We start from the raw sequence: 14,748 nt of genomic DNA on the forward strand, positions 1-14,748 counted from the left end.
TCCGCGAGGATGAGAGGTCAACCGAAGTTGACATACTCAGGTCGTCAATCTAGGTTGACCGGTGCGGATCGGTACCCGCCGATCGTTGGGGGTTTCGGGGATTCGCCGTGAGAGGGGAAACAGTGATCAAGGAGCTGCTCGCCCACATCCGTCCGCATCGCAGGATTCTGCTGATCGGCGGGCTGCTGGGCCTGATCGGGTCGGCGGCCGGGTTATCCATGCCGCTGCTGGCCAAGTACGTCGTGGACGCCTTCGGCCAGGACGCGTCGATGGCCGGGCCCCTCATCGGGCTGACCGTCGCCGTGCTCGTCGGAGCGGTGGTCTCGGCCGGAGGCAACTACCTGATGGAACGCACGGGCGAGGGCATCGTGCTCGGCGCCCGGCGCCGGCTCGTCGACCGGATGCTCAGGCTCAGGGTGGCCGACGTGGACCGGCTCAAGCCCGGCGACCTGCTGTCGCGGGTGACCGGTGACACGACGCTGCTGCGGGCCGTGCTGACCGACGGGATCGTGGGCTCGATCGGCTCGGTGTTCATGCTGGTCGGCGCGATCGTGCTGATGGCGGCCATGGACGGCGTGCTGCTGCTGGTCACGCTGCTCGTGGTGATGGTGATCGGCGGGTTGGTCGGCCTGATCATGCCCAGGATCCAGCGGGCGCAGAAGGAGGCCCAGGAGGCCGTGGGCGAGATGGGCGCGGTGCTCGACCGGGCCCTGCAGTCCTATCGCACGGTCAAGGCCAGCGGGGCCGAGGCGCGTGAGATCGGCGTGGTCGGCGAGGCCGCCGTGCGCGCCCGCGACCGCGGCCTGCAGGTGGCCGGATGGACCTCGCTGGCCGGAGTGGCGACCTGGATGGCGGTGCAGATCGCGTTCCTGTGCGTGCTCGCCGTGGGCGGCGCGCGGGTCGCCTCGGGCGCGCTCGAGGTGTCGTCGCTGATCGCGTTCCTGCTCTACCTGTTCTACCTGGTCGCGCCGATCGGCCAACTGGTCGAGGGCGCGGTGCAGCTGCAGCAGGGCCTGGCGGCGATGACGCGGATCAGGGAGATCGAGAACCTGCCCGGCGAGACCGTCGAGGTGCCGCCTCCCGCCTCGGCCGAGCCCGTGGGCGTGCGGTTCGAGAACGTGGTCTTCAGGTACGGCGACGACCGGCCGCTCGTGCACGACGGAGTCGGCTTCGAGGTGCCGCCCGGCGGGCTGACGGCGCTCGTCGGGCCGTCAGGCGCGGGCAAGTCCACCGTGTTCGCCCTGCTCGAACGCTTCTACGAGCACCAGGAGGGCACGATCACGGTCGGCGGGCGCGACATCCGCGACTGGCCCCTCGGCGAGCTGCGCGGCGCTCTGGGCTACGTCGAGCAGGACGCCCCGGTGCTCGCGGGCACCCTCAGGGAGAACCTCCTCTTCGCCGCCCGGCACGCCACCGACGAGGAGCTGCGCCGCGCGCTCACCCGCACCCGCCTCGACGACCTGGTGGCCAGGCTGCCCGAGGGGCTCGACACCGCCGTCGGTCACCGCGGCGTGCTGCTGTCGGGCGGCGAGCGGCAGCGGGTCGCGATCGCCCGGGCGCTGCTGCGCAAGCCCCGGCTGCTCCTGCTCGACGAGGCCACGTCCCAGCTCGACGCGGTCAACGAGTTACGGCTGCGCGAGGTCATCGCGGAGGTGGCGGCGGAGACCACGGTCCTCGTCATCGCCCACCGGCTCTCGACGGTGACCAACGCCGACCGCATCGTGGTCATGGACGCGGGCGGGGTGCGGGCCGTTGGCACCCACGAGGAGCTGATCGGCCAGGACGAGCTCTACCGCGAGCTGGCGGCCACCCAGTTCCTCGTGACGTGAGGACGGACCACCACCCACTTCCCCGTGGCGTGAGGAGTTGTACTCTGCCAGAGACGTAGATGAATGTGTTCATTCAGGAGGACGCATGAGCCGCACCGTGCGCGCGCCGCGAGGCACGACGATCACCGCCAAGGGGTGGCCGCAGGAGGCCGCGCTCCGGATGCTCCAGAACAACCTGGACCCGGAGGTCGCCGAGCACCCCGAGCAGCTGGTCGTCTACGGCGGCTCGGGCCGGGCGGCCCGCGACTGGCCGTCGTACGACGCGCTGGTCAGGACGCTCACCACGCTGGAGGGCGACGAGACGCTGCTCGTCCAGTCAGGTCGCCCGGTCGGCGTCTTCCGCACGCACGAGTGGGCGCCCAGGGTGCTCATCGCCAACTCCAACCTGGTGCCCGACTGGGCCAACTGGGAGGAGTTCCGGCGGCTGGAGGCGGCCGGGCTGACCATGTACGGCCAGATGACCGCGGGCTCGTGGATCTACATCGGCACCCAGGGCATCCTGCAGGGCACGTACGAGACGTTCGCGGCGGTCGCCGCCAAGCGCTTCGGCGGGTCGCTGGCCGGCACCATCACGCTGACCGCCGGCCTCGGCGGCATGGGCGGCGCGCAGCCGCTCGCGGTCACCATGAACGGCGGCGTCGCCGTCTGCGTCGACTGCGACCCCCGGTCGGTCACGCGGCGCATCGAGCACGGCTACCTCGACGTCCAGGCGGCGTCCCTGGAGGAGGCGTTGCGGCTGGCCTACGAGGCCCGCGACGCCCGCAGGCCACTGTCGATCGGCGTGGTCGGCAACGCCGCCGAGGCCCTGCCGGACCTGCTGGCCCGCGGCGCCGAGATCGACATCGTCACCGACCAGACCTCCGCCCACGACCCGCTGATGTACCTGCCGCTGGGCGTGGCCTTCGAGGACATGGCCACCGAGCGCGACAAGGACCCTGCCGGGTTCACCCAGCGGGCCCGCGAGTCGATGGCCCGGCACGTGGAGGCCATGGTCGGTTTCCAGGACGGCGGCGCCGAGGTCTTCGACTACGGCAACTCCATCCGCGGCGAGGCCCGGCTGGCCGGCTACCAGCGGGCCTTCGACTTCCCCGGGTTCGTGCCCGCCTACATCAGGCCGCTGTTCTGCGCCGGCAAGGGCCCGTTCCGGTGGGCCGCGCTCAGCGGCGACCCCGCCGACATCGCCGCCACCGACCGGGCGATCCTGGAGCTCTTCCCCGAGAACGAGCCGCTGGCCAGATGGATCAGGAAGGCCGGGGAGAAGGTGCGCTTCCAGGGGCTGCCGGCGCGCATCTGCTGGCTCGGCTACGGCGAGCGCGACCGGGCGGGCGAGCGGTTCAACGACATGGTGGCGGCTGGTGAGCTCAAGGCGCCCGTGGTGATCGGCCGCGACCACCTCGACAGCGGCTCGGTCGCCTCCCCCTACCGCGAGACCGAGGCCATGGCCGACGGCTCCGACGCGATCGCCGACTGGCCGCTGCTCAACGCCATGCTCAACACGGCCTCGGGCGCGTCGTGGGTGTCGATCCACCACGGCGGCGGCGTCGGCATCGGCCGGTCGATCCACGCCGGTCAGGTCACGGTCGCCGACGGCACCGCGCTGGCCCGGGAGAAGCTCAACCGGGTGCTCACCAACGACCCCGGGACGGGTGTGATGCGGCACGTCGACGCCGGCTACGAGGAGGCCGCCGAGGTGGCCGCCGAGCGCGGGGTCCGCATCCCGATGCGCGAATCCTGAGGCCGACGGGATGAGAAACAGCAGTTGGTGACGTTGGAGCTCGTGTGACCAGCGGCTACCAGAGCGGGATGGACAGCTTGCTGGCCGGGCGCAGGCTCTCGCCCGTCCAGCGCAGGATCGCGCATTACCTGTCGGAGCATCTCGACGAGGCCATCTTCCTGTCCAGCGTCGAGCTGGCGGAGCGGGCGGGCGTGAGCCAGCCGTCGGTGACCCGGTTCGCCATGGTGCTCGGCTTCGCCGGCTATCCGGAGCTGCGCCAGGCGTTGCGGCCGCTGGTGATGGGCGGCCTGCCCGACGTGCCGCAGGAGAGCGTGCTGAGGAGCGCCGTCGACGACGAGATCCGCAACCTGACGGTGGTGCGCGACCGGCTGGCGCACCTCCCGCTGCGCGAGCTGGGGGAGTCGCTGGCCGCCACCGACCCGCTGCCCGTGCTCGGGCTGCGGGTGTCGTCGGGGCTGGCCACCACCTTCGCCTACTACGCGCGGCGGATCCATCCCGACGTGCGGCTGCTGACGCACGGTGGGTCGGAGCTGGCCGACGGGCTGCACGCCGCGCGGCGCGCCGGGGCGGAGTGGATGGTGGCGGTGGTGCTGCCCCGGTATCCGGTGGAAGCGGTGCAGGCGCTGGAGTACGCCGCGAAGCTGGGCCTGAAGACGGCGGTCATCACCGACAAGCCGGATTTTCCCGGCGACATGGTGCTCGCCGCCCCGCTGGGCGACCGGCTGGTGTTCGACTCGCACGCGGCGCCCCTGGCCCTGGCCATGGCCCTGGTGGAGGCCATGGCCGACGCGGCGCCCCTGCGCACCCGGGCCCGGCTGGAGGAGTACGAGCGGATGACCGACGAGGCCGGCACCTTCCTCCCCGGCCAGCCGTCGTAACGACCGCAACGGCCGGCTGCTCTCTTCAGGCGGTCCTTGGTGACGATCACTGTCCGCGAGAGTCTCCCCCATGCCGGTTGTCCAACCTCGCGGAGAACTGGCCGAGTTGGTCACCGCTGACTACCCCAGAGCCCAGCTCTCCGACATGACACTCTCGGACGAGATCCGCATACGCTTGAAGCGGGTGCTTCACGAACAAATAAGCGCCTGACCATCGGAAACGGTCAGGCGCTTGCGAACACGATATACAAGGGTTCATATCCCCTCGAAGGGATGACAAGAGTCTCGCTGTCCGAGGGCAATCAGACTATGCGTCGAACTCGCCGAGCTTGACACCGCTGAGGAAGGCTCGCCACTCGCCTGGAGTGAAGACGAGCGCGGGGCCGTTCGGGTTCTTGCTGTCACGCACGGCGACGATTCCGGGGAGATTGCCGGCGACCTCGACACAGTTTCCGCCGTTGTCGCCGCTGTGGGAACTCTTCCTCCATGCCGCCCGGTGGAGGTCCGCATGGATTAGGTCTTGAGCTTCCATTGGTCTCGGGCTTCCTCGATCATCTCTAGAGACTGTCCGGGACGGTACGCCTCTGCTCGTAGTTTGTCATATCTATCCCAGATCAGCGCAACGAAGTCGTGTTCAGCTGACACCTCGCCTCTACCAGCGGAGTCCACCGATACAGCCGTGGGGCTGTCCGGTAGCTCAGCGATGATGAAGCTGGACAGTAGGCCGGCAGTACACGGAGTGTCGAAGGGGACGACTTGCACCGTGATGTAGGGGTGGTCGGCAACGGCAAGGAGATGCTCCAGTTGCGCGGCCATGACGTGCGGACCCCCGACAGGGCGACGAAGCACCAGCTCGTCAATGAGGACCCACAGCGTGGGCGGTGCTTCGGTGTCGAGGATGAGCTGGCGGTGCATGCGAGCGCTGACGCCATCCTCAACCTCTCGATCTGAGTTCCCCGCGAGACCGCCTCGAAAGATGGCTCTGGCGTAGTCCTCGATCTGGAGCAAGCCGGGGATCAAGAGCGGATCCCAGCTTCTGAGAACGCGCGCCGAGGGCTCGATCTCGTCCGTCCATCGGAGGTACCAGCCTGGCCCGGACGGCGATGTGATGCCGCGACACAGGCGTGCGAAGCGGTCGCCTGTCCTGAACACCTGGTCACAGCCCGCGGCGAAATCCGGCTTCGGCTTCCGATCCCCCTTTTCGATATGTGCGACGAGCGATGACGAGCAGTCCAGGCGCTTGCCAAGAGCTGACTGTGTCAGTTCGTGCTCCCGACGTGTTCGGGCTAGCTCTCTGCCGAAGCGCTGAACTGGTGTTAGACGCGGATCAAGGTCGTTGCCCATGACCATCCTTCACCTGTCTCCCCGACAATTTGACGGGTCTTGACAAATGTTGACAACAAGCCCCAATTGAAGGGCGGTTTTGGGACTCGATTGTGCGCTGATTTCTTCTGCAAGATAAGTCTTCACCTGGGCAGACTGAAAGTCAAAGATTTCCGCTCGATCTCTAATCGTGACAGGAAATGGACGGCGCAACGCTGCAGGCGGAAACTTGGTGACATGCCTAGAGCAGGAGAAAATCGACTTCCATAGAAAAGGATAAAAATGCACGGAAAAGCTCCCTTGTTCGGTGAGATCGCGTCGGGAGTCGCGCAATCGGCGAAGGCCGCTGCGGTGGCGGAGCGTTCAGGCTCTGTCGGGCAGAGCATGGTGTGGCGGCTTCGGGATGACGCTCGTGCGGTCGGTGATGCCCGTGACCTCGTCCGGCGCGTGCTTCTGCTGGTCGGTCTGGGGCGGGATCTGGTGGACGACGCCGTGCTGATGGTCAGTGAGCTGGTCACGAACGCGGTTCTGCACGGTGACGCGCCGTACGAACTGGTGATACGGGTCGATCCGGTCGAAGTGGTGTGCATGGTGGTCGACGCGGGAGCTGTTCTCCCGGTGCGCCGGGGGACGGATGCTCAGGCCGAGCATGGGCGGGGGCTGCTGATCGTGGCGGAGTTGTCGGGTGGGCTCTACGGCTGCATTCCGCAGGGGTTCGCCACGTGTCCTGGGCTGGCGGGTAAGGCGATCTGGTTCGCGCTGCCTCGTACGGCGGGTCGGTGATGAGCGGGGTACGAGACCTGTTGGAGGAGTATCACGGCCTTCACGTGGCTCCTGTCCAGGAGGGACATGAACGGATCGCCTGGGCGACTCCCACTGCCCGGTGCGTCCGGGTCCGGGTGCGCGAGCACACCTGCAGCGGTTGCGCGCCCTGTTACGAGTTCTGTGTCGCAGGCGGGCTCGCGTTCATCCGGCGATCTGTCAAGGGCGTGATCCACGAGACGGTGTGGACCACGACAGCGGAGGCTGAGCGGGTCTGGGCGGCGATGCTCAGAGGCGAAGCCCGTTGAGGTGAAAGCAGCCCTTCGGTGACTGGAACTCACGATCTCTTGTAAGCGGGAGATGCGGGAGACCGCTGAGATTGGCGGATCAGGCCGGGCGGGATTGGTTCTGACCGGAAACTCGGGCGCCCGTCACACGCGCAGGACGGTGACCTGGCGGCCGGAGGGTGTGGTCGTCTGTTCGAAGCCGCCTCGTTCCTGCCAGGGCGGGGCCTCGAGGCGGCGGTCGAAGATCACCAGTGCGCCGGTGGAGAGGGTGAGGCGGTCCAGGTAGCGGTCGAGCTGGGCGAGGCCGTCGGGTGCCGGGTCGTGCTCGCCTGCTCGCCAGACCTTCAGTTCCATGGCCTCGCGCTGCATCAGGCGTTCGCCGTCGGGGCTCGTGTAGGGCCAGCGGACGAGCACGTCCAGGCGTTTGGTACCGGCGGCGTACTCCCGGTCGAGGTAGCCTCCGCCGTTGACCAGCCGGTGCAGGAAGGCCATGAGGATGATCTGGCAGGCGGCCTCATGGTAGCCCTCCTGGCGGACCAGCACCTCGCCGTGCTCGCGCCAGAAGACGACGAACTCCTCCAGCAGGCGCGGCAGGTCGAACCGGCCGTCCGGCAGCACGAAGCTGCGCGGGTCGGCCATCACGTACTGTTCCGACGGGTCTCCGAGCACTCGCAGAATGACCTCCCGGTAGATCGGGTTCGCCACTTCGAGCGGGGGTTTCTGCTTGATCAGGCCCAGGTCGCGTGCGTAGGACAGGTCGTCGGAGAAGGCGGGGTCGATGTGGGGGAAGGTCCCGGCCACGACCGGCTCCATCACCCGCTTGACCCGCGGCTCGTGTAGCCGGGCCATCACAGAGTCCAGATGTGTGGCACGCGTCCGGATCAACCGTTCCTTGGCGTCTTCCACCTGCCCGGCGGTGACGGCGCCGGTCACGCCCATCTCGAAGACGACCTCATGGGCCAGAGCGTTGACCAGCCACGGCTGGCCCTGCGTCAGCTCGAACACCCGCTCCACCGCGTCCTTGGTGAACTCCTGGCCGGTCTGCTGAGTGTGCTGACCGTAGAGCTCGGCGATGTCGTCGGCGGTGAAGTCGCCCAGGCGTAGCGACTTGGCGACGATGTTGAACGGGCTGGCCGGATTCGACCTGCCGGGCTCGCCACCCGAGGCGACCTTGTAGTCACGCAGGTCGCGCAGCCCGCACAGCACCACGGATGCGGGGAACGGTTGGCCCTCATGCCGGGCGTTGTGGCCGTGGCGGAGCTGGCTGAGGATGCTGACCATGCTGTTGCCCTGCAGGGCGTCGATCTCGTCGAGGAGCAGCACCACGCGGCGCGGGCAGCGGCGGCACCACTCGCTCAGCGCCGAACCGAACCGGGCGCCGGGCGTGACCTGCGGCCAGGAATCCGGCGGGAGCAGTTTCTTCGGCCATCCCGACCGCGCGGCGGCCTCGCGGAGGGAATCCAGCAGAAGCGACTCTGCGGCGGCGTAGTCGTCACCGGCCGACTTGGCGCGCTCGCAGGAGAACATCAGGGCGGCGATGTCGCCCTCGGCGGTCAGCTCGGACGCCAAGGTGCGCAGCATGGTGGTCTTGCCGGTCTGCCGGGGCGCGTGCAGCACGAAGTAGCGGTCCATCTCGATGAGCTCGCGCGCCTCGGGGAGCCGTTGCGTGGGAGGCAAGATGTAGTGGTGCTGTGGGCTGCACGGTCCGGTGGTATTGAAGTATTTCGCTCGGGGTTTCCGCACGGTCACATTGTGTCATCACCTTGCCGCTGAATGTCTGGGACAATGGATTCACATGGCTCCTGTCCAGGAGGGACGACAGCGGAGACTGAGTGGGTCCGGGCGGCGCTGCTCAGAGGTGTGGCCCAGTGAGTTTCACACAGTCACCGCCCCAGAGCGGCGTCCGCTGAAGGGCCGGCCCAGCCCGTTTCGGTCCTCCAGATGATCGAGACGTCGAAGAGCCGCTTGACGACCTTGACCGCCCACAGGTCTTGTGGCTCCTTCGGCAGCACCAGGAAGAGGCGGTCGATCTCCTGGGCGCTGGCCCATTCGGCTTCCAGGAGCTGAGGGGCCAGGGCGCGCAGCTCGGCGTAGGTGTCGGCATCCTGCATGGAGATCACGTAGAAGCCGAGTTCGTCCGCCCCCTTGCACATGATGTCGGCGAAGTCGGTGTCCAACTGGGGTACGCGTTCGTTTCCGTACAGCTCGGCGGCGAGCATGTGCTTGAGCCGGGCGTGCACAGCCTGCTTACGGTCGGTACTCGCGCGCTGGGCCTGCCGCTACATGAGCAGGCCATTCACTAACCTCGGCCTCAACTCATGATCTTGGAACGGCCGTGACCCCGACCTTGAGGAGCTCGAACTTCAAGGTCATAAGCTGTCGGCCATGACTGAACGACCGACGGCGCTGGTCACCGGTGCTTCGCGAGGGGTGGGCGAGGCTATTGCCCGGGTGCTGGCGCCGACGCACCACCTCATTCTGGGCGGCCGGGACGAGCACGCGCTGAGCGAGCTGGCCGGTGAGTTTCCCGACGCGCGGCCCTGGCCGGTGGAGCTGACCGAGCTCTCCCCGGCCGATGTCGAGGGCGTCGAGCGGGTCGACGTGCTCGTGCACAGCGCCGGGATCAGCCCGCTCGGCCGGGTCGCCGAGCTGCCCGCCGACGCGTGGCGCGACGCGATGGAGCTCAACGTGATCGCCGTCGCCGAGCTCACCCGCCTGCTGCTGCCCGCGCTCCGGGCGGCCGGTGGCCATGTGGTGTGCGTCAACTCCGGGGCGGGCCTGCGTGCCAACCCGGGCTGGGGGGCCTACGCGGCGACCAAGTTCGCGTTGCGGGCCTTCGCCGACGCGCTGCGCCAGGAAGAGCCGGCGCTGCGGGTGACGAGCGTCTACCCGGGGCGTGTCGACACCGACATGCAGCGCGCCGTGCGCGCGCAGGAGGGTGGCGCGTACGAGCCCGACCGCTACCTGCGGCCGGAGACCGTCGCCAGGGCCGTGCTGGCCGCGATCAACGCCGGCCCCGACGCCCAGCTGACCGAGCTGATGCTGCGCCCTCGCGGCGGCCCGGTCAACTGACGGCTGAATGGATTCATTCACTACAGTGGGTCCATGCTTGACGAACTCGCGCACATCGGGCGTGATCCCTCCACCAACGGCTACGTCAGAGACGCCTGGTCGGCCGCCGACCTGGAGCTGCGCGAGTGGTTCCGGGGGGAGGCGGCGAAACGGGGGCTCGACCTGCGCGAGGACCGCAACGGCAACCTCTGGGCCTGGTGGGGAGACCCGTCGCGCGAGCCCGGCGTGGTCACGGGCAGCCATCTCGACTCGGTACGGCAGGGCGGCGCGTTCGACGGCCCGCTCGGCGTGGTGTCCGCCTTCGCCGCCCTCGACCTGCTGTGGGAGCGTGGCGTCCCGCCGGGCAGGCCGCTGGGCGTCGCGTGCTTCACCGACGAGGAGGGCGCCCGGTTCGGCGTCCCCTGCGTGGGGTCGAGGCTGCTCACCGGCGTCCTCGACCCCGGCCGGGCGCTGGGCCTGACCGACGACGAGGGCGACACGCTGGCCGACGTCCTCATCCGGACCGGTCGCGACCCGCGCGCGCTCGGGCGCGACGACGAGACCCTCGCCACCGTGGGCGCCTTCGTCGAGCTCCACGTCGAGCAGGGGCGCGGGCTCGACGCCCAGGGCAGCCCCGTCGGGGTGGCGGCCGCGATCTGGCCGCACGGCAGATGGCGGTTCGACTTCCGCGGCCGGGCCGACCACGCCGGCACCACCCGGCTGGAAGACCGCGACGACCCGATGCTGCCGTTCGCCCGGATGGTCCTGGCGGCCCGCGAGGCGGCGGCGCGGCGCGGTGTCGTGGCCACCGTCGGCAAGGTCCGGGTCTCGCCCGGCAACGCCAACGCCGTGCCCGGCCTGGTCTCGGCCTGGCTCGACGCGCGAGGGGCCGCCGAACGAGACGTCCTCGACCTGGTGACCGAGCTGGCCGAGCTGGCAGAGGGGGCGCAGGTGAGCGAGGAGTCCTGGACGCCGGTGGTCGACTTCGACGAGCCGCTGAGAGACCGGCTCGCCGATCTGATCGGCTCCACGAGCGAAGGCGGCGGGCCGGTGCCGATCCTGCCGACCGGAGCCGGGCACGACGCCGGGATCCTGGCCTCGGCGGGTGTGCCGAGCGCGATGGTGTTCGTACGCAACCCCACCGGCGTTTCCCATTCGCCGCACGAGCACGCCGAACGGGCGGACTGCGAGGCGGGAGTCGCCGCGCTCGCGACCGTGCTGGAGGACCTGTGCCGCTGACCTACTGGTGCGAGCAGGCGTGGCTGCCCGGCGGCGTCACCGAGGGCGTGCTCGTCGAGATCGAGGGGACGCACGTCGTCCAGGTCCGGCAGGGGGAGCCCGGAGGGGCCGAACGGCTGGCCGGGCTCACCATCCCCGGTCTGGCCAACGCCCACTCGCACGCGTTCCACCGGGCGTTGCGCGGAGCCACCCAGGCGGGCAGCGGCGACTTCTGGACCTGGCGGGAGCGGATGTACGAGGTGGCCGCCCGGCTCGACCCCGACGGCTACCTGGCGCTGGCCCGAGCCGTCTACGCCGAGATGGCCCTGGCCGGGGTGACCTGCGTGGGGGAGTTCCACTACCTGCACCACGGGCCGGGCGGGGTGCCGTACGACGACCCGAACACGATGGGGCACGCGCTCGTGCAGGCCGCGCGTGAGGCGGGGCTGCGGATCGCGCTGCTCGACGCCTGCTACCTGACGGGCGGCATCGGCGTCCCGCTGGAGGGCCCGCAGACGCGCTTCGGCGACGGCGACGTCGGAGACTGGGCGGCCCGCGCCGAGATGCTGGCCGCCGCGTACGAGGGGCGGCCCGACGTGGAGATCGGCGCGGCGGTCCACTCGGTGCGCGCGGTGCCGGCCGGGCAGATGCCGATGGTCGCGGAGTTCGCCCGCCGCCACGCCGCGCCGCTGCACGCGCACGTCTCCGAGCAGCGCGCCGAGAACACCGCCTGCGAGCACGCGTACGGGGCGACGCCCGTGCGGGTGCTGTACGAGAACGACCTGCTCGGACCGCGTTCCACGGCCGTGCACGCCACCCACCTGAGCGACGCCGACATCGGCCTGCTCGGCCAGTCGGGCACCCACGTCTGCATGTGCCCCACCACCGAGCGCGACCTGGCCGACGGCATCGGCCCGGCCAGGGCGTTGTACGACCAGGGGTCGCCGCTCACGCTGGGCTCCGACAGCCACGCGGTGATCGACCTGTTCGAGGAGGCCCGCGCGGTCGAGCTGGACGAGCGGCTGGCCACCGAGCGGCGCGGCCACTGGCAGGCGGCCGAGCTGCTGACCGCCGCCACCGGCAGGGGCCACGCCTCCCTCGGCTTCCCCGACGCCGGGCAGCTCATGCCCGGCGCGTGGGCCGACCTGGTCTCCGTCCGCCTCGACTCGGTCCGTACGGCGGGCACGACCGGCCTGGAGGCCGTGGTGTTCGCGGCCACGGCGGCGGACGTGCACTCGGTGATCTCCGGCGGGCGCCGCGTGGTGACCGAGGGGCGGCACCGGCTGGGTGACATCGGCGCCCTGCTGGGTGAGGCGATCGGACGGGTGCGATGACCCCGCTGGGCGAGACGATGGGACGGATGGGATGACCTGCTGGGCGAGGCGATCGGACCGGTGGGATGACCTGCTGGGCGAGACGATGGGACGGGTGGGATGACCACGACGCTGATCGACGGGATCGGGCTGCTCTACACGGGTGACCCCGCGCGTGAGGAGATCCGGGACGCCGCGCTGGTCCTGGAGGACGGCCTGGTCGCCTGGCTCGGCCCGGCCGGCCGGGCGCCCGCGGCCGACCGGCGGATCGCCGCCGGAGGCCGGTGCGTGATCCCCGGCTTCGTCGACAGCCACGCCCATCTCGTCTTCGCCGGTGACCGGACCGCCGAGTTCGAGGCCCGGATGGCCGGCCAGGCCTACACCGGAGGCGGCATCCGCACCACGGTCGCCGCCACCCGGCGGGCCGGTGACGCCGAGCTGGCCACCCGCGCCGCCGCCCTGGTCGCCGAGATGCTGGCGCAGGGCACCACGACCGTCGAGATCAAGAGCGGCTACGGGCTGAGCGTCGAGGACGAGCGCCGTTCGCTGGAGATCGCCACCGGGCTGACCGACGAGACCACCTACCTCGGCGCGCACCTCGTGCCCGACGGCGTCACGGCCGACGACTACGTGCGGCTCGTCACGGGCGAGATGCTGGCGGCCTGCGCGCCGTACGCGAAGTGGGTGGACGTCTTCTGCGAGCGCGGCGCGTTCGACGGCGACCAGACCCGCGAGATCCTGGGCGCGGGCATCAAGGCGGGGCTGCTGGCCCGGGTGCACGCCAACCAGCTCACCGAGGGGCCCGGCGTGCGGATCGCCTGCGAGCTGGGAGCGGCCTCGGCCGACCACTGCACCCACCTGAGCGCGGCCGACGTCGACGCGCTCGCCTCGTCGGGCACCGTGGCGACGCTGCTGCCGGGCGCGGAGTTCTCCACCCGCTCGCCCTACCCCGACGCCCGCCGGCTGATCGACGCCGGGGTGACCGTCGCGCTGGCCACCGACTGCAACCCGGGCTCGTCGTTCACGTCGTCGATGCCGTTCTGCGTCGCGCTGGCCGTACGGGAGATGCGCATGACGCCGCTGGAGGCGATCAGAGCCGCGACGTACGGCGGGGCACGCGCGCTGCGCCGCGCGGACGTAGGCTGGCTGGGGCCGGGAGCACGCGCCGACCTCGTGGTCCTCGACGCCCCTTCCTACACCCACCTGGCCTATCGACCTGGTGTCCCCCTCGTCCACCAGGTGTTCCAAGGCGGTCTCCTCCTTGAGTAGGACATCCAGAACCCTCCGCTGGTCGTAGTCCTTTAGGGAATCTTTGCATCGGGCCGGACGTTGGCCGGATATAAGACGGAGCTGCGGAACGAGGTGCCAGGGGATGGCAAGGCCTACGGGGAGTCGCACGCAGGAGCAGCACGTCGCGGATCGCGACCTGCTGGGGACCTACCTGGCGGAGATCGGCCGGGTGCCGCTGCTCACGGCGGAGGAAGAGGTGGAGCTGGCCAAGCGCATCGAGGCGGGGCTCTTCGCCGAGCAACTGCTCGACAGCGGTGGTTCGGAGCCGCGTTGCGGGGACGCGGCCGACGAGGAGCTGGAGCGCCTGGCGGTCTCCGGCCAGCGGGCCAAGGACGAGTTCATCCAGGCCAACCTGCGGCTGGTGGTGGCCGTGGCGCGTAAGTACTCGGGGCGCGGGATGCCGCTGATCGACCTGGTCCAGGAGGGCAACCTGGGGCTGGTCCGGGCGGTGGAGAAGTTCGACTACAAGCGGGGTTACAAGTTCTCGACCTACGCCACCTGGTGGATCAGGCAGTCGGTGGGGCGGGCCATCCACGAGCAGGCGCGGCCGGTGCGGCTGCCCACGCACGCCGGTGAGCAGATGACCAGGCTGATGCGGGTGCGCCGCGACATGCTGGCCGAGTTCGACGTCGAGCCGACCGACGACGACCTCGCGCAGATCCTGGAGCTGCCGATCGAGCGGGTGCGCGAGCTGCGCCGCTGGGCCTCCGATCCCGTCTCGCTGCAGCTGGGCGTGGGCGACGAGGACGAGACCGAGCTGGGCGACATGATCGCCGACGACACGTGGGCCGATCCCGAGCAGCAGGCGATCGACATCCTGGAGCGCGAGCGGCTCGACCAGTGGCTGACGGGCCTGGAGGGCGACACGCGCGACATGCTGCGCTGGCGTTACGGGCTGGTCGACGGGCGCGAGCACACGCTCACCGAGGTGGGCGAGCGCTACGGCATCGGCCGTGACCGCGCCCGCCGCATCGAGCGTGACGCGCTGGCCCGGCTGCGGCGGATGGCCAACGCCGCCTGACTCTCTTCACACCCGACACCGGTTTAGCCGGTGTCGGGTGT

The 14,748-nt window shown here is 70.1% G+C and carries 13 protein-coding genes; 9 read left to right on the plus strand and 4 right to left on the minus strand.

Annotation, left to right across the window (positions count from 1 at the left end; genetic code table 11):
- The first annotated feature begins 107 nt into the window (after positions 1 to 107).
- The 3 genes from IEY82_RS22595 (at position 108) to IEY82_RS22605 (ending at position 4,442) form a co-directional block, all read left to right on the plus strand.
- Positions 108 to 1,829, plus strand: coding sequence for an ABC transporter ATP-binding protein (locus tag IEY82_RS22595; RefSeq protein ID WP_189126187.1), 1,722 nt, complete (start codon positions 108 to 110; stop codon positions 1,827 to 1,829).
- 85 nt (positions 1,830 to 1,914) lie between these two features.
- A complete protein-coding gene (hutU, locus tag IEY82_RS22600) occupies positions 1,915 to 3,564 on the plus strand; it encodes a urocanate hydratase (RefSeq protein WP_189126188.1) in 1,650 nt (549 codons plus the stop codon).
- Between the two features lie 44 nt (positions 3,565 to 3,608).
- Complete coding sequence (locus tag IEY82_RS22605) at positions 3,609 to 4,442, plus strand: MurR/RpiR family transcriptional regulator (protein WP_225263498.1); 834 nt, start codon at positions 3,609 to 3,611, stop codon at positions 4,440 to 4,442.
- 307 nt (positions 4,443 to 4,749) lie between these two features.
- On the opposite strand, the gene IEY82_RS22610 is transcribed toward IEY82_RS22605, so the two are convergent.
- Together IEY82_RS22610 and IEY82_RS22615 are read right to left on the minus strand one after the other, a co-directional pair.
- Complete coding sequence (locus tag IEY82_RS22610; protein WP_189126189.1) at positions 4,750 to 4,974, minus strand: DUF397 domain-containing protein; 225 nt, start codon at positions 4,972 to 4,974, stop codon at positions 4,750 to 4,752.
- Positions 4,956 to 5,786 (minus strand): helix-turn-helix domain-containing protein, encoded by an 831-nt coding sequence (locus tag IEY82_RS22615; protein WP_189126190.1) that lies wholly within the window; start codon positions 5,784 to 5,786, stop codon positions 4,956 to 4,958. Before IEY82_RS22615 ends, IEY82_RS22610 begins: the two co-directional genes overlap by 19 nt.
- A gap of 279 nt (positions 5,787 to 6,065) precedes the next feature.
- On the opposite strand from IEY82_RS22615, the gene IEY82_RS22620 reads away from it, so the two are divergent.
- Positions 6,066 to 6,548: an ATP-binding protein gene (locus tag IEY82_RS22620; protein ID WP_189126191.1), complete on the plus strand. Its 483-nt coding sequence runs from the start codon at positions 6,066 to 6,068 to the stop codon at positions 6,546 to 6,548.
- A 410-nt stretch (positions 6,549 to 6,958) separates the two neighbouring features.
- On the opposite strand, the gene IEY82_RS22625 is transcribed toward IEY82_RS22620, so the two are convergent.
- Positions 6,959 to 8,491, minus strand: coding sequence for an ATP-binding protein (locus tag IEY82_RS22625; RefSeq protein ID WP_225263497.1), 1,533 nt, complete (start codon positions 8,489 to 8,491; stop codon positions 6,959 to 6,961).
- A gap of 206 nt (positions 8,492 to 8,697) precedes the next feature.
- Positions 8,698 to 9,054, minus strand: coding sequence for a hypothetical protein (locus IEY82_RS22630; protein ID WP_189126192.1), 357 nt, complete (start codon positions 9,052 to 9,054; stop codon positions 8,698 to 8,700).
- A 145-nt stretch (positions 9,055 to 9,199) separates the two neighbouring features.
- Between IEY82_RS22630 and IEY82_RS22635 the strand changes: the two genes are divergently transcribed.
- From IEY82_RS22635 to IEY82_RS22650, 5 genes are all read left to right on the plus strand, one after another.
- Positions 9,200 to 9,886 carry an SDR family oxidoreductase gene (locus tag IEY82_RS22635; protein WP_189126193.1) on the plus strand — a complete coding sequence of 229 codons (687 nt, stop codon included), beginning with the start codon at positions 9,200 to 9,202 and terminating at the stop codon, positions 9,884 to 9,886.
- A 33-nt stretch (positions 9,887 to 9,919) separates the two neighbouring features.
- On the plus strand, positions 9,920 to 11,104 hold the full coding sequence (locus tag IEY82_RS39295; RefSeq protein ID WP_225263496.1) for an allantoate amidohydrolase: 1,185 nt from the start codon (positions 9,920 to 9,922) through the stop codon (positions 11,102 to 11,104).
- Entirely contained in the window at positions 11,095 to 12,417 is a 1,323-nt protein-coding gene (locus IEY82_RS22640) for a formimidoylglutamate deiminase (RefSeq protein ID WP_225263495.1), read from the plus strand. Before IEY82_RS39295 ends, IEY82_RS22640 begins: the two co-directional genes overlap by 10 nt.
- A gap of 99 nt (positions 12,418 to 12,516) precedes the next feature.
- Positions 12,517 to 13,665, plus strand: a complete 1,149-nt coding sequence (gene hutI, locus IEY82_RS22645) for an imidazolonepropionase (protein WP_189126195.1) — start codon at positions 12,517 to 12,519, stop codon at positions 13,663 to 13,665.
- 103 nt (positions 13,666 to 13,768) lie between these two features.
- Complete coding sequence (locus tag IEY82_RS22650; protein ID WP_189126196.1) at positions 13,769 to 14,707, plus strand: sigma-70 family RNA polymerase sigma factor; 939 nt, start codon at positions 13,769 to 13,771, stop codon at positions 14,705 to 14,707.
- Positions 14,708 to 14,748: the final 41 nt, after the last annotated feature.

Source organism: Nonomuraea cavernae (genome assembly GCF_014646355.1).
Taxonomy (GTDB): Bacteria; Actinomycetota; Actinomycetes; order Streptosporangiales; family Streptosporangiaceae; genus Nonomuraea; species Nonomuraea cavernae.